At 49.5% G+C, this 23050-nt stretch carries 19 protein-coding genes and 3 tRNA genes; 14 read left to right on the top strand and 8 right to left on the bottom strand.

The window, feature by feature from the left end; genetic code table 11:
• Positions 1-3: 3 nt before the first annotated feature.
• Positions 4-729: a UDP-2,3-diacylglucosamine diphosphatase gene (gene lpxH / locus ACRJJO_RS04335; RefSeq protein ID WP_431064684.1), complete on the bottom strand. Its 726-nt coding sequence runs from the start codon at positions 727-729 to the stop codon at positions 4-6.
• Between the two features lie 536 nt (positions 730-1265).
• The gene (locus ACRJJO_RS04330; RefSeq protein ID WP_431064683.1) at positions 1266-1778 is read right to left on the bottom strand and encodes a peptidylprolyl isomerase; all 513 of its coding nucleotides are present in this window, start codon (positions 1776-1778) and stop codon (positions 1266-1268) included.
• 181 nt (positions 1779-1959) lie between these two features.
• On the opposite strand from ACRJJO_RS04330, the gene cysS reads away from it, so the two are divergent.
• From cysS to ACRJJO_RS04305, 5 genes are all read left to right on the top strand, one after another.
• Positions 1960-3348, top strand: a complete 1389-nt coding sequence (cysS, locus tag ACRJJO_RS04325; protein WP_431064682.1) for a cysteine--tRNA ligase — start codon at positions 1960-1962, stop codon at positions 3346-3348.
• Between the two features lie 49 nt (positions 3349-3397).
• On the top strand, positions 3398-4027 hold the full coding sequence (fchA, locus tag ACRJJO_RS04320; protein ID WP_431064681.1) for a methenyltetrahydrofolate cyclohydrolase: 630 nt from the start codon (positions 3398-3400) through the stop codon (positions 4025-4027).
• A gap of 770 nt (positions 4028-4797) precedes the next feature.
• Positions 4798-4874: transfer RNA gene (locus ACRJJO_RS04315), tRNA-Pro, on the top strand.
• A 4-nt stretch (positions 4875-4878) separates the two neighbouring features.
• A tRNA-Arg gene (locus tag ACRJJO_RS04310) sits at positions 4879-4955 on the top strand.
• 25 nt (positions 4956-4980) lie between these two features.
• Positions 4981-5056 (top strand) — tRNA-His (locus ACRJJO_RS04305).
• A 318-nt stretch (positions 5057-5374) separates the two neighbouring features.
• On the opposite strand, the gene ACRJJO_RS04300 is transcribed toward ACRJJO_RS04305, so the two are convergent.
• The 6 genes from ACRJJO_RS04300 to ACRJJO_RS04275 all read right to left on the bottom strand — a co-directional run bounded on the left by ACRJJO_RS04300 (position 5375) and on the right by ACRJJO_RS04275 (position 11336).
• Positions 5375-6241 carry an ion transporter gene (locus ACRJJO_RS04300; RefSeq protein WP_431064680.1) on the bottom strand — a complete coding sequence of 289 codons (867 nt, stop codon included), beginning with the start codon at positions 6239-6241 and terminating at the stop codon, positions 5375-5377.
• A 59-nt stretch (positions 6242-6300) separates the two neighbouring features.
• Positions 6301-7314: a vWA domain-containing protein gene (locus ACRJJO_RS04295; RefSeq protein ID WP_431064679.1), complete on the bottom strand. Its 1014-nt coding sequence runs from the start codon at positions 7312-7314 to the stop codon at positions 6301-6303.
• Positions 7305-8384, bottom strand: a complete 1080-nt coding sequence (locus tag ACRJJO_RS04290; RefSeq protein ID WP_431064678.1) for a hypothetical protein — start codon at positions 8382-8384, stop codon at positions 7305-7307. The genes ACRJJO_RS04295 and ACRJJO_RS04290 overlap by 10 nt, the downstream gene beginning before the upstream one ends.
• Positions 8385-8396: 12 nt before the next feature.
• Entirely contained in the window at positions 8397-9230 is an 834-nt protein-coding gene (locus ACRJJO_RS04285) for a DUF58 domain-containing protein (RefSeq protein ID WP_431064677.1), read from the bottom strand.
• Positions 9231-9347: 117 nt separating this feature from the next.
• Positions 9348-10364, bottom strand: a complete 1017-nt coding sequence (locus ACRJJO_RS04280; RefSeq protein WP_431064676.1) for an AAA family ATPase — start codon at positions 10362-10364, stop codon at positions 9348-9350.
• Positions 10365-10568: 204 nt separating this feature from the next.
• Positions 10569-11336: a hypothetical protein gene (locus tag ACRJJO_RS04275; RefSeq protein ID WP_431064675.1), complete on the bottom strand. Its 768-nt coding sequence runs from the start codon at positions 11334-11336 to the stop codon at positions 10569-10571.
• A 177-nt stretch (positions 11337-11513) separates the two neighbouring features.
• Here ACRJJO_RS04275 and rlmH point away from each other — a divergent pair, with 177 nt between their 5' ends.
• From rlmH to pmbA, 9 genes are all read left to right on the top strand, one after another.
• On the top strand, positions 11514-11984 hold the full coding sequence (gene rlmH / locus ACRJJO_RS04270) for a 23S rRNA (pseudouridine(1915)-N(3))-methyltransferase RlmH (protein ID WP_431064674.1): 471 nt from the start codon (positions 11514-11516) through the stop codon (positions 11982-11984).
• A complete protein-coding gene (locus tag ACRJJO_RS04265; protein ID WP_431064673.1) occupies positions 11981-12556 on the top strand; it encodes a Maf family protein in 576 nt (191 codons plus the stop codon). Before rlmH ends, ACRJJO_RS04265 begins: the two co-directional genes overlap by 4 nt.
• Positions 12553-14007, top strand: a complete 1455-nt coding sequence (gene rng, locus ACRJJO_RS04260; protein ID WP_431064672.1) for a ribonuclease G — start codon at positions 12553-12555, stop codon at positions 14005-14007. Before ACRJJO_RS04265 ends, rng begins: the two co-directional genes overlap by 4 nt.
• 112 nt (positions 14008-14119) lie before the next feature.
• Positions 14120-14293 carry a hypothetical protein gene (locus ACRJJO_RS04255; protein ID WP_431064671.1) on the top strand — a complete coding sequence of 58 codons (174 nt, stop codon included), beginning with the start codon at positions 14120-14122 and terminating at the stop codon, positions 14291-14293.
• 26 nt (positions 14294-14319) lie between these two features.
• Positions 14320-18138 carry a YhdP family protein gene (locus ACRJJO_RS04250; protein WP_431064670.1) on the top strand — a complete coding sequence of 1273 codons (3819 nt, stop codon included), beginning with the start codon at positions 14320-14322 and terminating at the stop codon, positions 18136-18138.
• 408 nt (positions 18139-18546) lie between these two features.
• Positions 18547-19356 carry a carbon-nitrogen hydrolase family protein gene (locus ACRJJO_RS04245; protein ID WP_431064669.1) on the top strand — a complete coding sequence of 270 codons (810 nt, stop codon included), beginning with the start codon at positions 18547-18549 and terminating at the stop codon, positions 19354-19356.
• A 145-nt stretch (positions 19357-19501) separates the two neighbouring features.
• On the top strand, positions 19502-20137 hold the full coding sequence (gene bamC, locus ACRJJO_RS04240; RefSeq protein ID WP_431064668.1) for an outer membrane protein assembly factor BamC: 636 nt from the start codon (positions 19502-19504) through the stop codon (positions 20135-20137).
• An 8-nt stretch (positions 20138-20145) separates the two neighbouring features.
• Entirely contained in the window at positions 20146-21585 is a 1440-nt protein-coding gene (tldD, locus tag ACRJJO_RS04235; RefSeq protein ID WP_404359824.1) for a metalloprotease TldD, read from the top strand.
• A 129-nt stretch (positions 21586-21714) separates the two neighbouring features.
• The gene (gene pmbA, locus ACRJJO_RS04230) at positions 21715-23046 is read left to right on the top strand and encodes a metalloprotease PmbA (protein ID WP_431064667.1); all 1332 of its coding nucleotides are present in this window, start codon (positions 21715-21717) and stop codon (positions 23044-23046) included.
• The last annotated feature ends 4 nt before the right edge of the window (positions 23047-23050 follow it).

Below are 23050 nucleotides of genomic sequence, written 5' to 3'. Positions count from 1 at the left end.
ATGTTAAATGGCTTCGAGGCGATGGCCTTGCTTGGTCCAGCATAGAACTTGTGCACTGTTTTTTTTCCAGTCGGGTAATACGAAGCGCTTCGCCTTTTGTCCGTCGATTTCGAATTCATGGATCGCCGGTCGGTGTGTGTGGCCGTGGATCAGTTGCAACACGCTGTGTTCGCGCATTATCTCGATAACGGTCTGTTGGTTGACGTCCATGATGTCTTGCGTTTTGCCGCGTTTGTGGAAATGGCTGCGCAAGCGGTACCAGCGGGCGGCGATTAGCCTTAGCCATAAAGGCTTGGAAAGTACACTTTGCTGCCACTCCGGGGTATGCGATTTTTCGCGGAATGCTTGATAAGGGAGGTCGTCGGTGCAGAGCAGGTCGCCGTGAGACAGCAAGGTCGGCGTTCCGAATAAATCGATCACGGCATAATCGCCGAGCAGATTCACGCCCGTTTCGTCGCAAAATCGTTGCCCGAGCAGGAAATCTCGATTGCCTTGCTGCAAATAGACTTGCGTGCAGGATGAGGTTAGTTGTTTGAGGTGCTTTCTGATTTTACCGTTCGGCGGCGTCGGATCGTCATCGCCTATCCAGGCATCGAATAGGTCGCCGAGAATGTAAACGGCTTCGGCGCGCGGCGCCTGACGTTCCAAATAAGATAGGAAACGCTTGGTGATTTCGGTTTTTTCAAGCGAGATATGCAAGTCTGAAATAAATTGGATTTCGCGGGGCATGGGCAAAAGACCGGCTTGTTGAATTGGGGGAAGGCGGGGTAGGGAATGGAGAACGGATGCGGCTAAGGACTTTGTAACAAAAAACTTCCCATTAAATTATTGTTCCCATGCTCTGCGTGGGAATGCATCCCGGGACGCTCTGCGTCCCCGATGACCGATTAAACAAGCAAAGGCCAACCCATGCACTTCCTAAAGTCTATCATGCAACCTAACTGTCGCAGTCGACGCACAGCGTCTAAAGCAGCGTTCCCACGCAGAGCACTCATCGTTATACATAAGTCAAAAATTACCTTTTCGCAATCTTAACCAACGAGACCTCAATACCATTTATTGTCACTTAACACTCGCGGATCACCTAGCGCTAGGCGATCCGCGTAGGGTACGCTGTGCGTACCATGGTAGTCCCGCAATGTTCATGTTTTGGTACGCGCAGCGTACCCTACAATTTATGTATAACGATGAGCACAAGGCATGGGAACGATAAGCTTGCGTGGGATGTCGACCGGCAGCATCCGTGTTCCATTGGCAAAAAAGTCTTATTCGACGATTTCGGCTTTTTCGATCACGATGTCGGTTTTCGGAACATCCTGATGCATGCCGCGGTTGCCGGTCGGTTGCTTGGCCATCGCATCGACCACGTCCATCCCCTCGATCACTTCGCCGAAAACGGCATAGCCCCAGCCGTTCGGAGTCGGACTAGTGTAATTCAAGAAGGAATTGTCCTTGTAATTGATGAAAAATTGCGCGGTTGCCGAATTCGGATCGGGCGTGCGAGCCATTGCCAACGTGCCGCGGTTGTTTTTTAAACCATTATCGGCTTCGTTTTTGATCGGTTCGCGAACGGCTTTTTGGTTGAAATCGGCGTCGAAGCCGCCGCCTTGGGCCATGAATCCCGGAATAATGCGGTGGAAGATCGTGCCGTTATAAAAGCCATCTTTAACGTAAGTCAGAAAGTTTTCGGATGAGATCGGCGCTTTTTCGTGATTCAATTGAATTGTGATTTCACCCAGTGTCGTGGTGAGTTTGACCTTATTTGCTTGTTCTGACATTGTATTTTCCTTTGCAAAAGAATGGGTTGTTGCTAGTAGCAGTATTGTAGCGGTAAAAAGAGTACGCATGGTTGATTCCCGTGAGTAACAAGTAACCAAGAATTCTATGTGTTTTTGTCTTGAAAGAGAAGTGCCGGCTTGGTACATTGCCCTGCTTTGTTGTTAACCCGCCTTATCTGTCATGTTGAAAATATATAACACTCTGACGCGCCAAAAAGAACTTTTTAAACCCCGTGTCGAAGGTAAGGCCGGTTTGTACGTCTGCGGTATGACGGTCTACGATTATTGTCATGTCGGGCATGCGCGTGTGATGGTCGTATTCGATGTCGTTTCGCGTTATTTGCGTTACTCGGGCTATAACCTGACCTATGTGCGCAATGTAACCGATATCGACGATAAAATCATTCAACGCGCACGAGACAACGGCGAAGATTTCCACGCCCTAACCGAGCGCTTCACCGAGGCGATGCATGAGGACGAGCGCGCGCTTTCAGTATTGCCTCCCGACATCGAGCCAAAAGCGACGCAATCAATTCCTGAAATCCTAGCAATGATCGAAAAGTTGATTGCGAATGGCTTAGCCTATGTCGGTTCTAACGGCGATGTATTTTATTCGGTCTCGAAATTTAGCAACTATGGCCGTTTGTCCGGCAAAAACCTTGCCGAGCTGCAAGCCGGCGAACGTGTCGAGATTGAGCAAGCCAAGCAAGATCCTCTGGATTTCGTGCTATGGAAAGCGGCCAAGTCCGGCGAGCCAGCTTGGGAATCGCCTTGGGGTCAGGGGCGTCCCGGCTGGCATATCGAGTGCTCGGCGATGTCGACCGGTTGCCTGGGTAATCATTTCGACATACACGGCGGCGGCATGGATCTGCAATTTCCGCATCACGAGAACGAAATCGCGCAATCGGAAGGCGCGACCGGCGAAAAGTTTGTCAATTACTGGATGCACAACGGCTTCGTGCGTATCAACGAAGAAAAAATGTCCAAATCGCTGGGTAACTTCTTTACCGTTCGCGAAGTATTGAAGCGCTACCGGCCGGAAGTCGTGCGCTTTTTCATCTTGACTAGCCACTACCGCAGTCCGCTAAATTATTCCAACGAACATCTGGACGAGGCGGCGGTCGCGTTGACCCGTCTGTATACCTCGTTACGTGGTATCGATGCCGGCGAGTTTGAAGTCGACGCCGATTACGAGGCGCGCTTTAAAGAAGCGATGGACGACGACTTCAATACGCCGGTCGCGTTGTCGGTGCTGTTCGATCTGGCTAGGGAACTCAATAAAGTTAAAGATTCCGATAAGCAAAGGGCGAGTCAATTGGCCGCCACTATACGGGCGCTGGGCGGTGTTCTGGGTATATTGCAAGACGATGCCGAGCGCTTTTTGAAAGAAGGCGATAACCAAACCGAAGGCTTGACGACCGAGCAAATCGAAACGTTGATACAGGCGCGAATCGACGCCAAAAAGAACAAGAATTGGGCGGAAGCCGATAAAATACGCGATCAATTGAAGCAACAAGGCGTGATACTCGAAGACGTTCCGGGCGGAGGCACTAACTGGCGTCGGGAGTAAACGTCGCCGAAGCGGCACGACTTTAATGACAAAATAAGCAAATCGATCCATGACCAATATCAAAGACAAATCGTTACAAACCTATCTCGATGAATTGGCCAGCAAGACGCCGACACCGGGCGGCGGCAGTGCCGCTGCGTTGATGGGCGCGCAAGCAACCGCGCTGGTTGGCATGGTGTGCAACTTGACGATAGGCAAGCCGAAATACGCCGAATTCGAAGCGGAAATGGGCGTACTATTGGACAGGTCCGAAGCGTTACGCGAACGGCTAACCGGCATGATCAAGGCCGACGTCGACGTCTTTGACCGGTTGATGGCCTGTTACGGCATGCCGAAAGAGACTGAACAACAAAAGGCGGTCCGATCCGAAGCCATACAGTCCGTATTGAAAGAAGCGACCGAAGTGCCGCTTGAATGCGCCCGAGCTTGCTTCGAAACGATCGAGCTATGCCGGATTGCCGCCGAAAAAGGCAATACCGGCGTCATTAGCGATGCGGGCGTCGCTGTCATGTCCGCTTACGCCGGTTTAAAAAGCGCGGCATTGAATGTCTATATCAATGTCGGTAGCTTGAAAGACAAGGAGTTTGCCGAACGTAAGACTCAGGAACTCGAATTGATTTTGGAAGGCACCGAACAAGCAGTCGATGATGTTTATCGCATTGTAAAAGAAAGGCTATAGAAACAAGCCGAACGCCGAGCGTTCGCCGTTATACACATCTCTTTGAGATAAGCTGTGCGTACCATGGCAGCCCCTCCAATATTAACCAAGCCCTCATGGTTTGATGTGGCTAGAAATTTGCTGTTTAACGGCATAAAGGTACGCGAAGCGTACCCTACAATTTATGTATACTCATCATAGATCAAAATTCGGCACCGGGATGTCCGTCAAAGGGCGCCGTGAATAACTCCCTGTAGGCTCTATGCCAGCTCCATGCTGGCCTCTCACCTAGCGTTAGGTGAGGGGCCGCACACCCCGGTGCCTCCTCAGTCAGGCGCTGCCGAAATTTGAAGTACGAAAGGTATATAACTATGAGCGCAGAGCGCGGGAACGATAATTGCCGGGGGACTGAATAGTTACCAATAACTTGTTATACGTTTGTATAGCGCTTTCGCTCACCAAAAAGGTTGGCGAGAATGTTTAAGGATTTAGTCGCAAATAACTTCCCTATTTTACGGAGGGTTCGGTAACTCGATTGGCAGGTGTCGGCGGTAGGTAGCGCTGCCGTTAAGCCCCCATGGACGGGGTCACGGCGTTCCTCGATAGATACATCCCATACCTTTTATTCTTAGACGGTTTTTCAATCAAAAGGGAGTAGGTTGAATTACTTTTTGAGTTTATTATTAAAGATTAAAAAAATCTATTGACGAAAGTCATGAGAGTCTTTATCATACGCAGCTCTTCACGGGTGGATAGTTAGACAAGATTCGAACTCATTCACGAAGGTCAATCGGGGTATAGCGCAGTTTGGTAGCGCGCCTGCTTTGGGAGCAGGATGTCGGGGGTTCGAATCCCTCTACCCCGACCATACTGCGCTTGTAGCTCAGCTGGATAGAGCATCGGCCTTCTAAGCCGAGGGTCGCAGGTTCGAGTCCTGCCAAGCGTGCCATCTCCTGTTGAAATACTTTTCTGTGGTGATCGTAGCTCAGTTGGTAGAGCCCCGGATTGTGATTCCGGTTGTCGCGGGTTCGAGCCCCGTCGTTCACCCCATCCAAATCTAACCCCTTCTCTCTCCCCTCCGCTTTCACATTGTCTACTGTGACACAAAACTGTGTCGACGTTGCGCCATTACAATGCCTTTCAAAGCCGGTTTTCTCGCTGTTAGCCTTATATCTGCGTTGTATCTAGATTTTATCGATCATCGTTTAGACGCCTTCTTTAGTTCTGCCGAAATTTAAAGTGCGAAAGCTATAATCTTGCGGTTGTCGAGGGTGCAGAATTTAGCCCTGCCTGGCGTCTATTGACAGTTCCCCCGCACCAAATTTTGATCTGTAAAGAGCAGTATATCGTTTTGGAGAAACAGGAGTTTTACTCATCTTCTTTCAACCGGTGCCCGCAATATTTACAATAGACGGCGTCGAAGTCGTGGCCGGTCGCGCCGCAATCGGGGCACGGTCTGTTGTCTATTCGGCTTTGCTTTTGGCTTTTCATCAGTTCCGCGCTGTAAATGCCAGTCGGCACGGCGATGATTCCGTAGCCCATGATCATGATAGTCGAGGCGAGTAATTGTCCTAATGCGGTTTGTGGCGAAATGTCGCCATAACCGACCGTGGTGATCGTGACGATGGCCCAGTAGACCGATCTGGGAATGCTTGTGAAACCGGCTTCGCTACCTTCGATGATATACATCAGAGCGCCGAATACCACGACCAGCGTCAAGACCGTATACAAAAATACCGCAATTTTTCGAAAGCTATTGTTTAGTGCAATCAGTAGAACGTTAGCTTCGCGCATGTATTCGGATAACTTCAATACTCTGAATATGCGCAGCAATCGTAAGATTCGCAATGTCAGCATATATCCGACGCCGGGAATCAGTAGTCCCAAATAAGTCGGCAGGATCGAGAGCAGATCGACGAAGCCGAAAAAACTACGTGCATACAGCAAGGGGCGGCGTACCGAAAGTAGGCGTAAAATATATTCGAGCGTGAATAACAGCGTAAAAAACCATTCCGATAAATAGAGCAGTTGTCGATATTGATTACGTATCGTTTCGACGCTATCGAGCATAACTGCGACGATGCTGAGTAAGATCATGATGATCAAAACAACGTCGAAAGCCTTTCCTGCTTTGGTTTCAGCGCCGAAAATGATCCGGTTCAAGGTTTGCCGCCAAGCCGAGGTAGGGCTTTCTTCATGGGGGCGAGGGCGTTTCGAAGGCGGTTGAATGGTCATGGCGGCGTTTTCGGGGTTTTAATAAATAAGAAGGCCTACTTTAGCCGCTAACGACAAGGCTATCGGTTGGAGAAAGAATTCGATTCGAATAGAAGGCGTTCGGACTTTATCTCGAAATAGCGGGCAAACAGCAAGATCAAAATACCGCTGATTGCCAGTAGATAACAATACTCTGCGAGGCTTTGCCGGGCTATCTTTTCGGTGTATTGAATCGGCTTGTTTTCCAGTCGTCCGATTTCGTCGATGACGTTTTGAAGGGCTTCCGGGTTTTGGGCTTCGAAAGCTTTATACGGAATGCCGATGCTTTGGAAAAACTGATGCAGAAAATATTCCGGCGAGGTGGTTTCGTTTGCATTGGCCGGCTTGCTATCGAGAGGGAGGCTTCTATCGTCGCGCAGATAAACCCAATACAGCATGACTTTGTATTGATGGAACAACTGGGCAAGCGTGCTTTGCGTTTCGAGATCGATGCGCGCGGCGCCGTCCGATACCAGTAAAATGACGCGCGATCCAGTCAACGGACGTTCCTGAAAATAGTCCAACGCCATCGCGAGACCCGGCGCGATGTTAGTGACGCCTCGGCCGCGCGACCGGGTCGCGTCGATCGCGGCCAGAGTCGCGGTTTTGTTTTGGGTCAACGGCATGACATGAATGGGCGCTGTGCTGAACGAAATCATGCCGAAAAAATCGTCTTTTCTGCGTGTAATGAAATCTCTGAGTAAGTCCCGGGCAATTGCGATCTTACTTTCTTTTGCCGCACCGCCGAAATAACGGCCGGCGAAGTTTTCGTTCATGCTCGCGCTTCGGTCGAGTAGGATGACGATTTCGGCGCCCTGGCCGAGTCGTTGCACGGTTTGCTCCTTGAGATAGGGCCCCGATAGCGCAATCAGCAACAACAGAATGACGCCGGCACCAATCAACTTCAATAGTGTAAACAACAAAAACGACAAAGGGTCGAACGGTAATATCGACAGGCTTGAGTAACGCAGTGCGGGTAAATGCTTACCGAAAAACGACAGTAAGGCCAGCGGTGAAAACAGCAATACCCACGGATGACTTAGCGCTAAATCCATCGATTACTCCTTTCGAGTTTCCGGTATAGCAAGCACAGTTTCTCGACTTGAGCCGGACTTATTGCCGATGATTCGCTAGCGGCATCGGCAAAGAAGAGTTGCCGCGAAATGGCGAATAAAGCTTCGGTCTTTTCTCGAACCGGTAAAAATTTCGGATGACGTTGAAAAAAGTCCGGCAATTGTCCGGCAAAGAGTGTTTCGCCGGCCAGTTCATTCAAGGCATGATGAAAGCATTGCAAGGCTTGTAAGCTGACCGCTCTCGATTGTGGCAACTTTTTGAGTTTTTTGATTTCCCGGCAGGCTTTGCCGAATGAGCCGCTGTAACGTTCGAGAAACGGGATTTTGCCGTAAAACCACACGATATAGAGCAATATAATCGAAGATACCCCGAGCAAATAAGTCAAGGCGCGGCGGTGCGAAGTCGTATCGATTAGGCGCGGCGGCGCTTCCGATTCGGGCTCGATGTCGCGATCCGCTTTGTTTTTTGGAATCAGCGGATGATAACTGAAAGTCCAAGGCGGAAGCGTTTCAATTTCGGGCTTGCCTCGGTGCATGAAGCGAATCGGCAATGGTGGGATCGTCAATTCCTCGGTGGCGCGCACGCTCTTGAAAACCTGATAGGTGATCGCAAGCGAGTAGTCTTTCCCCGATTTACTTGGTATTGATTCGATACTATAAAGTCTAAGCCATTCGTTGATCGGGCCAGGGGTCGGCAGAAAGCCGGATTCCAGTGTATAGAATAACGGTACCCCGATATGGGCCGTCAAGGTGATTTTGTCGCCAAGGCTGTAGCCGTAGTTGCGCGGCGTATCGAGTTCGATTTCAATGTTGGCCGCGTTTGCGGTTATGGCGCCCGATAAATACAGCAATAGCCATAAGTAAAAATGAGCTAAGGAACGAGCATGAAACAATTTAGACAACTGTTGGAAGGGGGGGCGGTGGCTCGATTGGCAGGTGTCGGCGGCAGGGATAGCGGCCGTCAAGCCTACACGGACGTATTCACGGCGTCCTGTCAAGCGAGTCACCGAACCTCCGCAAAGCCTGCTAATTGTAGAAGTTATTTTGTGCATATTCCTAGGTGTTTATTGTTCATAGAAATAATGGGTGAGCTGATCGGCCTGAAAGGTGTCGTCGAGAAAAAACGCTTGGCGGCCGTAGCGCATAAACAAATGCTTGAGCCGTTCTTGCCGGTCTTCGAATGTCGCGATGATTTTGCGTTTCAGCGTCGGACGCATCAGTAATTGCCGGTCTTTACCGGTTTCCGGGTCTGCCAGGCGTACCAGGCCCCATTCCGGCAGATTACGATACTCTTGGGGATACCATAATACGACCGGTATCACGTCGTGTTTCAACAGCGAATCGAAAATCTCGGCGGTTTCATGCAATGGAAAATGAAAGTCGGAGACTAGAAAAATCAAAGAGCGATGCCGAGGACAATGTTCGGCGATCGAGAGCAGGCTTCGGCAATGGCTGTCGTCGGGGTCGAATTGCCCGAGCCGGTCTACGAGTTCGGCGGCGCCGCCTTTATACCAGCGCGGCGGTAGATGAAAGTCCGGCAGTAAATCCTGTCCGCAGCCGAAAAAGCCGAAATGATCGCCGCTGCGATAGGCCGAATAAGCCGTCAATTCGGTAAACCGTGCCAAGGTTTTCATTTTGCCGTGAAAGCTCATCGATGCCGATAAGTCTGCAATGATGTTGACCGAAATCAAGCCGCGCTGGCGAAAAGTCCTGACCATGAATTGGCCGAACGGGTCGAGCAGACTGGCATGAATATCGATATTGTGCGCTTCGGGACGGGCAATCAACGGCGCATGCCCGTGAAACTCATGTTCGCCGCCGCTGTGTTTGCCGGCATGACGGCCAGGGTGCGCGCTCGCGGTGCGCCAAGGCAATTGATAATGAAATTCTTCGAGCATCGTCGGCTTGTGGTAGTAAGCGGTTAGTAGTGAGCGGTGAGCGGAAAGATAAATAATAAAATTCTTAGAACATCATCCGATTAAGTTTCGCGTACAAATGGACTTAAGCAAATTTTCTTAGGGTGCCGCTACTTGCTGAAGTATTTTTTGGCTGAGCTGTTCGGCGAGCTGTGTGCGTCTCAATTCGTAAGTCGGATTGAAAAACACCCGGTGCGCGATCGTTTCATGGAAAATTTCGCGGATGTCTTCCGGTAAGACGTGCGTACGGCCGTTTAGCCAAGCCGTCACGCGCGCCGCGCGCATCAGCATGCCGGCACCGCGTGCGCTGGCTCCCGCGAGGATTAGCCGGTCCATGTCGACGTTGTCCAATACAATCGAAAAGTCTTTCGGAAAGCGGGTCGCCTGCCAAAGTTGCAATGCATAATTTTGCAAGGTTTCGCTGGCTTGAATGTGATGCTGAATTTGCCGGCTGATATCGTTCAATTCACGGTAGGGGAGGATGCCCGGCTGTATTGTCTCGATCAATGCGTCGACATCGTAGAATCTCGGATTGAACATCAATTCGCGCTGCAGGGCCGGGTCTTCCGGTGTTTCGATTTTTAGCTCCATCATGAAGCGGTCGCGGGCCGCGGACGGTATTTCGAAGGTTTCGTCCTTTTCGACTCTGTTGCGGTCGGCGAAGACCTGTAAATGCGGGAAATAATGTTCGCGGTTGAACGCCGTGACCGATTTTTCGGCCATCACGCGCAGCAGCAATGAATGGACCTGGGGTCTAGCGCGGTTGACTTCGTTGAAGAAGAAGGTCGACAGCTCCTCTCCATGTTTTAATATCGGGCCGGGGTCGACCTGCGGTTTGCCGGCTTCATTGATGTAGGTGTGGTAGACCAGGTCGTTCGGCATTAGGTCGATCGTGCCTTCGATGCGTTCGTAGGCACCGCCGATGCCGCGTGCAACGGCTCTCAACAAGGTGGTTTTACCAACTCCGACATCGCCTTCGAGCATCGCATGGCCGCGCGCGAATATCGCGGTCGTGACGAGTCGTACCGGGCGTTCGAGTCCGATCACGGCTTTGTTGATTTCCTGTTCGAACAGTGCGGCGCGGTTATGCCAATCGGCTAGGTTTCGGTCGGTCATTGTGGTGTTTAGTTTAAGTGCTGTTGTTAGAATTAATTGGGCAAAGGTTAACCGGATATGGATTTTGAGTGAAGCTTTAGTTCCTTGGTAAGACGGAGTGCGCTGTCCTACACCTTTCGACCGTGGTCAAAACATATCGAAACGTTCGCGTCAGGAAGTGGAAAATAAAGCCATCAAAGCCTGTTTGTCAATGAATTGCTCCGGTCAATACCGAATTCTAACCGGTGCAATCGCAAAGAAGATAAGAAAACCGAAAAAAGAAACGATGGCCAACCATTTGGTGATGCCGTAAAGTTTGCGAATGCCCCGATTGGCTTTTTTGACGATTTCGAATTCCTCCAAGTAAACCGTTTCGCAGGCGCCGTTGCCGGTGTCGTTTCGGGTAATGCTGGTGCCGCGAAAGAAGTTATTGCTTTTGTTGGCATATTCGGCCAATACGCCCTTGAAACGGATATGATCGCCCGGCTCTGCGGACATCAGCGCTTTTTTGATGCGGTCGTCGTTGGTCAGTAAATGATTGTTCGACAGTGCGTTCATCTTGAATAAAGCCCCTGTCTCGTAGTCTTGCCAGGAAGCCCAGCATGTCCAGCTATCGTTATGAAACTTCATTTGCCGGTAAACGCCGGAACCGACATTTTTACCCCAGATCACGCATAAGTCGCGAAGGTTTATAAAATCATGCCAGCGTTTGTGGTGCCAGATGTTGGTGAAGGCATCGGCGTCGCTGTAACTGACGACGACGCCGTGTAGCTCATAGTCATACAAAGGCGTGATCGTATATTCCTGATCGTTGACTCGGCTCTTGAACGGCTCGGCCTTTATCTTGGCTTGAGCCGGTTCTTCGAGATAACCGAGATCGTAAAAATTCGGCTCCGGTAAATGGTCTTTTTTGAAATAAAGCAGGACTGTCAGTAATGCGCTGACGATGAAAACCCATTTGAATAGCTGCTCGAAAAAGGAACTGGTAGCCATGGTTCAGATTGGTCGTAAAAATTGAAATTATAGTCCAACCGTTAAAATGCCTGATATATAGAAGGGCTATTTTTTACTGCAACGGTTCCCATTCTAAAAGGCTTTCTTCAATAAGTCTCATTTAAACGATAGCGTTTGTTTATTGCGCACTCCAAGGCTTCTGTGTATGCTCCGTGCATGCAAATACAACTGATTACTATCGGCAATAAAATGCCGGCTTGGGTACAATCCGGTTATGATGAATACGCTAAGCGACTGCCGAGAGAGTGCGAATTGGTGCTCAAGGAGATTCCGCCGGGCAAGCGGGGTAAAAATAGCGATTCGGCCCGTATAGTCAAGGACGAAGGCGATAAAATGATCGCGGCAATCGCCAAAGACGCGCATGTCGTGACCTTGGACGTCCTCGGAATACCTTGGTCGACGCCGGAATTGTCGGTTGCCTTGAAACGATGGCTCGAAAGCGGGCGGAATGTCGCCTTATTTGTCGGCGGACCCGAAGGATTGTCCGATGATGCGAAACAATTGGCGCGCGAATCCTGGAGTCTGTCCAAGCTGACTTTTCCGCATCCATTGGTGCGTGTGATTGTTGCCGAACAGATTTATCGCGCCTGGAGTATTTTAAATAACCATCCCTATCATCGCGAATGAGTGTGCAAATCCTATTGGCTTCGGCGTCTCCGCGCCGTCAGGAACTGTTAACGCAAATCGGAGTCAGTTTTAAGGTGTTTCCGGTCGATATCGATGAGACGCCTTACTCAGGTGAGGCGCCTTTGTCTTATGTTCGACGTATCGCTGCCGAAAAATCGGCCGTAGCACTGGAGCGGAGTGGGGCAAGGCTGCCGATTCTGGCCGCTGATACGGCGGTGATCTTGGACGGACGGATTATGGGCAAGCCGAAGGATAAGGCCGATTGCCTGGCCATGCTTCGCATTTTGTCGGGACGGACGCATCAGGTCTTTAGCGCAATATCGCTCAGAGGCTTCGAACACTGGCAAGCCGTCAATGTTACCGAGGTCAGTTTTCGTGATATCAGCGAAGATGAAATCATCCGCTATTGGCATAGCGGCGAGCCAGTCGACAAGGCGGGTGCTTATGCGATTCAGGGTTTAGGCGGCGTGTTCGTCAAATCGATTACCGGCAGTTTTAGCGGCGTGGTTGGTTTGCCGCTGTTCGAGACGGCTGAACTTTTAGCGAAACAAGGGATAACGATTTTCAAATGAGTGAAGAAATTTTAATCAATGTCACGCCGCCGGAAACACGCGTTGCCGTCATCGAAAACGGAGTCTTGCAGGAACTGATTATCGAGCGTAGCCGACAACGCGGTTTGGTCGGTAATATCTATAAGGGTGAAGTCTGCCGAGTATTGCCCGGCATGCAAGCGGCTTTTGTCGATATTGGTTTGTCCAGGGCTGCCTTTTTGCACCTATCCGATTTATGCAGCAAGGATTTGGAAAAAAAAGGATCGGCGAATATCGAAAGCTATCTGCACGAGGGGCAACATATCGTCGTGCAAGTGACCAAGGACCCAATCGGCACTAAAGGCGCGCGATTAACCACCGAAATCTCGATTCCGTCGCGTTTTCAGGTTTATATGCCCTATGCCAATAATTGCGGTGTGTCTCAACGGATCGAATGCGATGCCGAGCGTGCTAGGCTCCGTGCTTGTCTTGAATCGTTTCGCGAAAAAAACCAATGTGGCGGATTTATTGCTCGTACGGCAGCCGAATGCGTCGAGGAAGCGGTTTTGTATTCCGATATGACTTTCCTGCTCAAGCTTTGGACGACAATTTCGGAAAGCATTAATAGCGCGCAACCGAAGCAGTTCATTCATAAGGACTTGCCGCTGAGTGTCAGAACGTTGAGGGATCTATACAAAGAAGGTATCGAGAGGGTGCGCGTCGATTCTAAGGAAACTTATCTCAAGCTGGTCGAATTCGCGAAGATTTTCGTGCCCGATATCGTCGATGTGATCGAGCATTATACCGGCGAGTGTCCGGTCTTCGATATTTACAGCGTCGAAGAGGAAATTCAGCGTGCGCTGGATCGTAAGGTCATGTTGAAATCAGGAGGACACTTGGTGTTCGATCAAACCGAGGCGATGACGACGGTCGATGTCAATACCGGCAGTTATGTCGGCGGGCGTAATCTTGAGGAGACGATTTTTAAGACCAATTTGGAGGCTGCTCAGACGATATCTCGCCAACTACGATTGCGAAATTTAGGTGGAATTATCATTATCGACTTCATCGATATGCAGAGCCATGAGCATCGCAAACAAGTCTTGCAAGCCTTGGAACGGCATTTGGAAAAGGATAATGCGAAGACCAAAATTACCGAGGTTTCTACGCTCGGTTTGGTCGAAATGACCCGTAAAAGGACTCGGGAAAGTCTCGAGCATATTTTGTGCGAACCCTGTTCGGCTTGCGGCGGGCGCGGTGTGTTGAAAACCGCCGAAACGGTATGTCTGGAGATATTTCGCGAGATTATTCGCGAGGTCAGGCAATACAAAGTTCGGAAGCTAATGGTACTGGCATCGAATGAAGTCGTCGAAATGTTGCTCGATGAGGAAGCCGATATGCTTGCGGAACTCGAGGCATTTTTGAATATTCAGATTAAGTTTAGGGCCGAGGGCGAATATAATCAGGAACAATATGACGTCGTGTTGTTATGATAGGCTGGTTAGCAGTTAGCAGTTAGCAGTTAGCAGTTAGCAGTTAGCAGTTAGCAGTGAATAGGGAATAGGGAATAGGGAATAGGGAATAGGGAATAGGAGGATTGTCCTGATGAATCGAATCATCGATCTTTTTAAATTGAGCCGTTTTTATACCCATCGTAGATCAAAATTCGGCACCAGGGTGCCCGTCAAAGGCCCATCCCCTCACCTAGCGTTAGGTAAGGGGCCGATCACCCTGGCGTCTCCTAAGGCGCTGCCGAAATTTGAAGTGCGAATGATATAAAATCGCATTAACGAGTTTTTAGCTAAGTGATTCATCACATTACGCGGGCCACGCGAATTCTGCTTTTTTGGTCTTTGATTGCTTCGGCATTAGGCTTGACGGCAGTCCGTGTATTAATGAGCGGGCTGGAAAGTTATAAGTTCGAATTAGAGCGAGAAATTGGGGCGCTGATCGATGCCCCGGTTCAAATCGGTCGAATAAAGACCGGTATGCGAGGCATCACGCCGACGTTAATGCTAAAAGATATCAATGTGTTGGATGAGGATGGCAAAAGCCTCTCGACGCCGGTTAATTTTGAAGAGATTCGCTTAAATATCAGTTTATGGCGTGTTCTTTGGACGCGAGAAATTTGGAGGGCATCATGGATATCGATTATCGGTGCCGATGTGTCGATACAGCGAAAACCGGATGGTAGTTTTACACTAGTCGGTTTACAAGCCGGCGGCGAGACCGATTATCCATTGTGGTTGCTGCAAGGAGGGAAATTTGAGCTGCTGCATAGCCGTATTGCTTGGCAAGATGAAATGCGTGGCGGCAAACCCATTCAATTCGAACGAGTCGATTTGGTGATCAATAACGACGGGAGTCGACATCAAATTCATTTGTTGGCGGGCTTACCCGAAAATTTAGGTCATACATTTCGCGTGTCGATGGAATTGAATGGCAATTTTTTCGAACCCGGTAAAATCGACGGCAAGGTGTATTTTGAAGGAACCGGGGTCGACGTGGCCGAGATTATGGCGGGCGAATCGCTATCGGATGTTAGTATTGAATCCGGGGTTGGCGATCTGAAGCTTTGGACGCATTGGCAAAAAAGTCAAATATCCGAAGCGGTCGCAGAGATTAATCTGTCGCGCGTGGCATTGCAGTTCAAGGAAAAGAATGCGTTAGTGCTGGATAGTCTTGAAACGCTCTTTAGGTGGCGCGATGATGGCCGAAGCTTGGCTCTGGATGTTGCTCGATTGGCTGTAGAAGATAATCGGCGGCCTTGGACCGACACGCAGTTCAGTTTGGCTGTTGAGCGAGATGCAGAAAGTGCGTTCAAGAGTTTGGCATTGTCGGCGCATCGTTTGGATTTGATGAATATTTCCGAGCTGATGGCTTGGCCAGGTTTATTGCCGGCTGAACAGGCGGAACGTTTGACGGCACTCAAGTTGTCCGGAAATGTGGAAGATTTTACGCTTTTTGTCGATATTGACAGTCAGCGCTTTGCCGCCGATGGTCTATTTTCCGATTTAGGATTTGCCGGGTTCGATTTCATTCCGGGATTTTCCGGTATAACCGGACATATCCGCGGCAATGACGAGCGAGGCATGGTGCAATTGACGACCGGTCAATCGCAGTTAGCGCCGAATGGAGTGTTTCGCCAAGCGCTATCGTTCGAACGTCTGCAAGGGCGATTCGACTGGCGGCAAACGCTCGATGCCTGGGTCGTTTCCAGCAAGCAAATAATGCTGGATATGTCGGACGTGTCAACGATTAGTCGCTTGTTTTTAACACTGCCAAAAAGCGAAGCCTCGCCAGTACTGGATTTACAAAGTACTTTTTCGGTTGCCGATCTTGGTCAGGTTAAAAATTACCTTCCGGTGGGAAGTATCGATCCCGATACTTTCTCTTGGTTAGACCGCGCGTTTATCTCAGGCAGTATTCCGCGAGGCGGATTGTTATTTTCCGGCGAGTTGGAGAGTTACCCCTTCGCCGAAAGTCAGGGCGTTTTCGAAGTCTTGTTCGATGTTTCCGATATGACGTTGAATTACGACCCGGAATGGCCGAATTTAACCAAAGTTGATGCGCAGGCGCTGTTTTATGGAGCGTCGCTCAAGGTCGACATCAAGAAAGCCGAAACTGCAAATTGCTCGATTAGGCAAGCCGAAATAACTATTCCGATGCTGAATGTTGAGCCCAATCTTTTGGTCAGCGGCGTCGCCGAGGGCAGTATTATTCACGCGTTGGATTTTCTACAGCAAACTCCGATCGGTTCACCGGTCGGTGCGTTGCGAACCGCAGTAACGCCTACCGGAAACACATCTGTTAAACTCGATCTCGATATCCCATTAGTGGGGCTGAAACCGGTTAAGGTCGATGGCGAAGCAACGTTCGATCATGCCTCGCTCGTTGTCCACTCATTCGATTTGCCGGTCGGCAATATCAAAGGGGTTTTAAGATTTAATGGACAGGGGCTTTTCGCCGACAATATACAGGCGGTCGCGTTGGGGAGCCCGATTCGAGTGAATATCGAAAGCGAACCGAAACAAACCACGATTAAAGTCGCGGGAGAAAGCGCCGTTGAGAATCTGAAAAATCAATTTAAGTTGCCATGGTGGGGGCTTGTTGAAGGCAATACCGATTACCGACTGGAATTGGTTTTACCGGCCGAAGACAATCGCACAACTCAAATGACGATCAATTCGGGTTTGAGGGGCTTGTCATTAATCTTACCCGACGGACTCGGAAAAGATAAAGACCAGTCGCGCCCCTTGTCGCTGGTTTTTGACTTGAGCGACGAGCGTTTGTTGCCGGTTAGATTAAATTACGATAATCAGCTGAATGCCGCATTTAAGATTGAGATAGCGGAGCAGGCATTGCATTCGGGGCATTTTCTGTTCGGGGTCGGTGTAGCGGATTATCCGGATGCTCCGGTTATTAAGCTAGAAGCGAATCGCGATAAAATGAATCTCGAAGAATGGCTAAGTTTTATCGATAGGGACGGTGTCGCAAAAGACGAGTCGATGCCTGTATACGAAATCAAAATAAGAACCAGTCAGCTAATAAATCAATTTATGGATTTGGGTAGGCTGGATTTAATGTTGACGCGCCGCGGCAATTTCTGGGTAGGTAAAATCGATAGTTCGGCGGCCAAGGGGAATTTGCGTATACCGGTTGACCGATCGGGCGAGGATAGCATACGGATGACCATGGAGTTTATCGATCTGACAGCGATGAGCCGCATTAAATTGGAAAGTGGTACCGATAACCTCATGGAAAAAGTACCGTTATTCGATATCGATAGCGAAAAAGTGATTTGGCGCTCAAGCGATATGGGGCGATTGGTGTTGCGAACCGTACGTATACCTCAAGGCTTGCATTTTCAGCGACTTACAATTTCCGATAGAAATGAAACAATGAACCTGACTGGGCGTTGGATCAATCAAGGATTTGGCTCAACAACTGAGTTAAAAGGTACTTTCGACGGTCGGCAGTTCGGTCGGTTGCTTAATGAATTAGGGCTATATGAAAGTATGAAAGAAACCCGTATTGCCGCAAAACTCGATCTAAAGTGGAACGCCGCTCCCTATCAATTTTCATTGGAGCGCTTGCGAGGTGAAGTGGATGTCGAGTTAAAGGACGGGAGATTGCTCAGTATAGAGCCTGGATTGGGTCGTGTATTGGGTATCATAGCGTTTTCACAGTGGGTTAAACGATTGCAATTGGATTTTCGCGATGTTTACGAGGAAGGGTTAACCTTCAATAGTATCAAGGGACGTATCCATTTAGCCGAGGGCATTGCCAGTACCTCAAATTTAGAAGTCGACGCCGTGCCGGCAAAAATAACGCTTTCCGGGAACGCCAATTTGAACGATAAAACGCTGGATCAACAAGTTCGGGTCGTGCCTAAAAGTTCCGATGCGGTTCCCATTGCTGGTACAATTGTCGGCCGTTTAGCCGGTTTGATTGCCAAGGCAGTGACGAAAGATTACCAGGAGGGCTTTTTTTTCGGGTCTCAATACCGAATCATAGGTTCTTGGGAAGAACCGCAGGTAATTCCTTTGCGTGAAGGCGACGGTTTGTTTAACAAAACCTGGCAAGGACTTACCGATTTTCCGTGGACGGAAAATAGCGATTAAGGATTTCGTGATATACGAGGAGTATAAAAACAGGGTAGTTATACCCATCGTAGATCAAAATTCGGCACCGGGTTGCTCGTCAAAGGACGTCGTGAATCCAGTCCCTTCTTAAGCATCGCCCAGGCTTGAAGTGCGAAAGGTATGTTTATGACCAAATCCTTTAAACTGCCGAATTTACTGAGAAAGTTCGCAGATTTGCATTCCTTATCTAATTTTTCGATATGCAAAACGCTGCTCTAAAAATGCTGGTTCCGAAGAAGGGGCGGTTGCTTGATCGACTGGCCTTCATGAACGTTAGGTTAATGTTCATAAGGGTCAGTATTGAACGAAAACATCAGCGCATCCTTATGCATTGAGCGATTCTAAATAAAAATTAAACTGAATAAAAATTAAAACAAGAGTCTTTAAATGAGTATATGTGCCGCCATACAAATGGCATCGAGTCCCAATGTGGGGGCGAATCTTTTAGAAGCCGAAAAATTGATAGGCGAAGCGGTAAATGCCGGAGCGAAATTGGTTGTATTGCCGGAAAACTTTGCCTTGATGGGGGAAAGCGAGACAGATAAGTTAACGATCAAGGAAGTCGACGGGAATGGTCCTATACAAGACTTTTTAGCGTCGACCGCACTCAAATACAAAGTTTGGGTTGTCGGTGGAACGATCCCCTTGGTCGGCGATAACGATAACAAAGTTAGAGCTGCCTGCTTGGTTTATAACGACCGTGGCGAGCGCGTTGCGCGTTATGACAAAATACATCTATTCGATGTCAGCGTACCCGATACCGAGGAAGAATACCGCGAATCGAATTCGATTGAGCCCGGACATGATCCGGTTGTTGTTGATACACCTTTCGGAAAGTTGGGGCTGTCGGTTTGCTATGATCTGCGCTTTCCCGAACTTTACCGTAATTTGGTGGCGAAAGGCGCCGAAATTTTGTTGGTGCCTTCGGCGTTTACCGCACAAACCGGTGCCGCGCATTGGGAGGTCCTATTGAGAGCGCGAGCGATTGAAAACTTATGTTATGTCATTGCACCGAATCAGGGTGGCTTTCATATTAACGGTCGTAAAACCTTTGGGCATTCGATGATAGTCGATCCGTGGGGAGTGGTTTTAGGTTGTCATAAGAATGGCGGCGGCTTCGTTTGCGCCGATATCGAACACGAACGCTTGGAAAAAGTTCGATTGTCTTTCCCCGCTTTACAGCATCGAAAAATTTAAATTTCGATTAGTTTTTGGTAAGCAGTCAGTGGTTAGCTGTGAACTGATAGGAATTATGTTCATCGCTTATCTTTCCCTCCGGCTTGGCGCTTAGAGAGAATATTCTTGAAAAATCAAATTTTAAGGTTACATTGCTTTAAATGTCATGAAGCCATCGAATAGAACCATCCTTAAATTTTGCGGGGTGTTGTTGTGGTCGGCGGTTCTGGCGAACTGTTCCGAAACTGAAGTCCGTTATCGGGACACCGGACATTTGGAGCGACCGCCGGAATTCGAGGGCGCATCGGGCGAGCAGAGTTTACAAAAATCGGTCGATCCTGTGTTGACAACGTTATCGATTCAACAAGGCTTAGGGGATAAAGTTGCGATCGAACAATCGGCGCTACGAACCAAGCTAATTATCAAAGAATCTTTTGAAAAAGCGTGGTTCATAATGGAGTTAGTCCTAAATCAGCAACGCATCGAAATTACCGATAGGGATCGCGATGCCGGTTATTACTATGTCCGCTTCGATCCCGACGAGAACGAGGCGAAAGGCATTTTGGGCTGGTTATTTAAAGACGACGATTATATCGAGCGAATTTATTCGTTGCAGTTATCCGAAGGTCAATCCGCGTCGGAAATTACTGCGGATATCGTGACTGAACAAGATGAAAAAAATCCGTCCATACCAGGTGCGTCAGAACCGCTCGAGGACATTAAAAAAGACGGGCCAGACCGGTTGCTGCAGATGCTCTATAAGAAATTGCGAGACGGCATACCGAAACATCAACGGCAATAATAGACAGTATGGAAATTTTAAATATAGCGAAACAAGCGATTCTTGCGCCGGCAGGCTTGCAGGAACAAGATATCGAGCGAGTCATGAGCAGTTTGCTCAGTGTTCCGGTCGATGCCGCCGATATCTATTTTCAATCCAGTCATTACGAATCCTGGGTTATGGAAAGCGGCATCATCAAAGAGGGCAGTCATAATATCGAACAAGGTGCCGGTGTGCGTGCCGTCGTCGGCGAGAAAACCGGATTCGCCTATAGCGATAAAATTGAATTGCCGGTCTTGCTCGAAGCGGCCGGTAATGTCAAAGCCATTGTCCGACAAGGACAAAATGCGCGTACGGCCATTTCCAAACAAGCCGCGTGGCCTCGATATTACCATTCTGTCAACCCACTCAAATCTTTAGCGGATCAGCAAAAAGTCGAACTGTTGCATAAAGTCGACCGAGAGACACGCAAGCTCGATAGCCGTATTGAAGAAGTGGTTATCAGCTTAGTCGGTCTTCATGAAAATGTTTTAGTCGCTAATCAAGACGGTACATTGGCTGCCGACATCCGTCCGTTGGTTCGTATGAACGTGAGTGTCATTGTCGAGGATAATGGACGCCGCGAACAGGGTAGCATGGGCGGCGGCGGGCGTTGCGATTACGGCATGTTCGTAGACCAGGATAAAGCACTGGAATACGGTCGAGAAGCGGTTCGGCAAGCGTTGGTTAATCTGGATGCCGTCGATGCGCCGGCCGGCAGCATGACTGTAGTCTTGGGATCGGGTTGGCCGGGCATCTTATTGCATGAAGCAATTGGGCATGGTCTGGAAGGCGATTTCAACCGCAAAGGGACATCGGCCTTTAGCGGACGAGTCGGCGAAAGGGTTGCATCCGATTTGTGTACCGTGGTCGATGACGGCACGCTCGAGGGACGTCGCGGCTCGTTGAGTATAGACGATGAAGGCACGCCTACCGAAAAAACTGTGTTGATTGAAAACGGCATATTGAAAGGCTACATGCAGGATAGATTGAATGCCAGATTGATGGGCGTATCCCCGACCGGTAACGGTCGGCGCGAATCTTACGCGCATTTGCCGATGCCGCGCATGACCAATACCTATATGTTGCCGGGGCCGCACGATCCTGAAGAGATTATCCGCTCGGTCAAAAAAGGTTTGTATGCAAAAAATTTCGGCGGCGGACAGGTCGATATCACTTCGGGAAAATTCGTGTTTTCAGCCAGCGAGGCTTATCTTATCGAGGACGGCCAGTTGACGCGACCTGTAAAAGGCGCCACGTTAATCGGCAACGGGCCGGATGTTCTGACTCGGGTGTCGATGGTCGGCACCGATTTGGAACTCGATAGCGGTGTCGGGACCTGCGGGAAGGATGGGCAAAGCGTTCCGGTCGGCGTCGGCCAGCCGACCTTGAAAGTCGACGCGTTGACGGTCGGCGGTACGAGTATCTGATGGTTAGTGAGCGGTAAGCAGTGAACGGTAAACAGTAAACAGTGAGCGGTAAGCAGATAGTAGGTCGCCCGCTTACCGCTCACTGCTTACCGTTGACTATATCGATTTAATTTTAAGTAGAGAATCATTTTGCAAAACCGGGAAGAAATCAGTCGATTGGAAAATTTGGTCCAAAGCATTTTAGATGAAGCGAAGCTGCAGGGCGCAACCGCTGCGGAAGCAGGTTTGAGTGTCGATAGCGGCTTGTCGGTGACCGCGCGTTTGGGTGATGTCGAAACGATAGAGCATCATCGCGATCAAGGCTTGGGCGTGACCGTTTATTTCGGACAGCGTAAAGGTTCTGCGAGTACCACCGATCTATCTAATGCTTCGATCAAGGAAACGGTGACCGCCGCATGCAGTTTCGCGCGCTATGGCAGCGAAGATCCTTATGCAGGATTACCCGAGCAAGACTGGCTTGCGACCGAATTTCCCGACTTAGATCTATTTCATCCTTGGTCTCTCGCTGCGGATCGTGCGATCGAGTTGGCGATAGCCTGCGAAGATGCCGCGCGTTCTTATTCAACCGAAATTACGAATTCGGAAGGCGCAACGGTCACCAGTCACCAAGGCATTCGGGTTTTGGGCAATAGTTTAGGTTTCTTGAAGGGTTCCGAATCGAGCCGTCACTCGATTAGTTGCGCAGTATTAGGACAACGCGGCGACAGTATGCAGCGCGATTATTGGTATAGCGTTGCCAGGAATCCTGACTTGCTCGAGGCGGTCGACTCCATCGGCAGAAAAGCAGCTGAAAGAACGGTTAGACGTTTGCAGGGGCGAGGCTTAAGCACGCGGCAATGTCCGGTTTTGTATTCGGCTGAAGTGGCTTCCAGTTTGTTCGGATCGCTAATCGGCGCAATTAGCGGCGGTAACTTATACCGTAAATCGTCGTTTTTACTCAATGCATTGGATACGCGGATATTTCCGGAATTCGTGCATATTCACGAACAACCTTATATGGTTGGTGCTCTCGGCAGTGCTGCTTTCGATGCCGAAGGCGTCAAAACTAGGGCTCGGGACATCGTTGCGGAAGGAATTTTAAAGGACTATGTGTTAAGTACTTATTCGGCGAAGAAACTCGGTCTTGCAAGCACGGGAAATGCCGGTGGCGTTCATAATCTGATCGTCGATAGCGGAAACGATGATTTTGCCGGCATGCTGAAAAAACTCGGCACCGGATTGCTTGTAACCGAATTGATGGGGCAGGGCGTTAAAATGGTGACTGGCGATTATTCGCGCGGCGCGGCCGGATTCTGGGTAGAGAACGGCGAAATTCAATACCCGGTCGAGGAAATTACGATTGCCGGAAATTTGAAAGATATGTTTAAAAATCTCGTCGCGGTCGGTAATGATGTCGATTATCGAGGCAACGTACGCACCGGTTCGGTTTTGATCGAGCGCATGTCGATCGCCGGGGAATAAGGCT

The sequence above is a fragment of the Methylotuvimicrobium sp. genome, assembly GCF_050611805.1.
GTDB lineage: Bacteria > Pseudomonadota > Gammaproteobacteria > Methylococcales > Methylomonadaceae > Methylotuvimicrobium.
This window is presented reverse-complemented; position numbering and strand designations above follow the sequence as displayed.

Coding starts and splice junctions, on each gene's coding strand:
- lpxH (WP_431064684.1), bottom strand. CDS start 729: ATGCCCCGCGAAATCCAATTTATTTCAGACTTGCATATCTCGCTTGAA.
- ACRJJO_RS04330 (WP_431064683.1), bottom strand. CDS start 1,778: ATGTCAGAACAAGCAAATAAGGTCAAACTCACCACGACACTGGGTGAA.
- cysS (WP_431064682.1), top strand. CDS start 1,960: ATGTTGAAAATATATAACACTCTGACGCGCCAAAAAGAACTTTTTAAA.
- fchA (WP_431064681.1), top strand. CDS start 3,398: ATGACCAATATCAAAGACAAATCGTTACAAACCTATCTCGATGAATTG.
- ACRJJO_RS04300 (WP_431064680.1), bottom strand. CDS start 6,241: ATGACCATTCAACCGCCTTCGAAACGCCCTCGCCCCCATGAAGAAAGC.
- ACRJJO_RS04295 (WP_431064679.1), bottom strand. CDS start 7,314: ATGGATTTAGCGCTAAGTCATCCGTGGGTATTGCTGTTTTCACCGCTG.
- ACRJJO_RS04290 (WP_431064678.1), bottom strand. CDS start 8,384: ATGCACAAAATAACTTCTACAATTAGCAGGCTTTGCGGAGGTTCGGTG.
- ACRJJO_RS04285 (WP_431064677.1), bottom strand. CDS start 9,230: ATGCTCGAAGAATTTCATTATCAATTGCCTTGGCGCACCGCGAGCGCG.
- ACRJJO_RS04280 (WP_431064676.1), bottom strand. CDS start 10,364: ATGACCGACCGAAACCTAGCCGATTGGCATAACCGCGCCGCACTGTTC.
- ACRJJO_RS04275 (WP_431064675.1), bottom strand. CDS start 11,336: ATGGCTACCAGTTCCTTTTTCGAGCAGCTATTCAAATGGGTTTTCATC.
- rlmH (WP_431064674.1), top strand. CDS start 11,514: ATGCAAATACAACTGATTACTATCGGCAATAAAATGCCGGCTTGGGTA.
- ACRJJO_RS04265 (WP_431064673.1), top strand. CDS start 11,981: ATGAGTGTGCAAATCCTATTGGCTTCGGCGTCTCCGCGCCGTCAGGAA.
- rng (WP_431064672.1), top strand. CDS start 12,553: ATGAGTGAAGAAATTTTAATCAATGTCACGCCGCCGGAAACACGCGTT.
- ACRJJO_RS04255 (WP_431064671.1), top strand. CDS start 14,120: ATGAATCGAATCATCGATCTTTTTAAATTGAGCCGTTTTTATACCCAT.
- ACRJJO_RS04245 (WP_431064669.1), top strand. CDS start 18,547: ATGAGTATATGTGCCGCCATACAAATGGCATCGAGTCCCAATGTGGGG.
- bamC (WP_431064668.1), top strand. CDS start 19,502: ATGAAGCCATCGAATAGAACCATCCTTAAATTTTGCGGGGTGTTGTTG.
- tldD (WP_404359824.1), top strand. CDS start 20,146: ATGGAAATTTTAAATATAGCGAAACAAGCGATTCTTGCGCCGGCAGGC.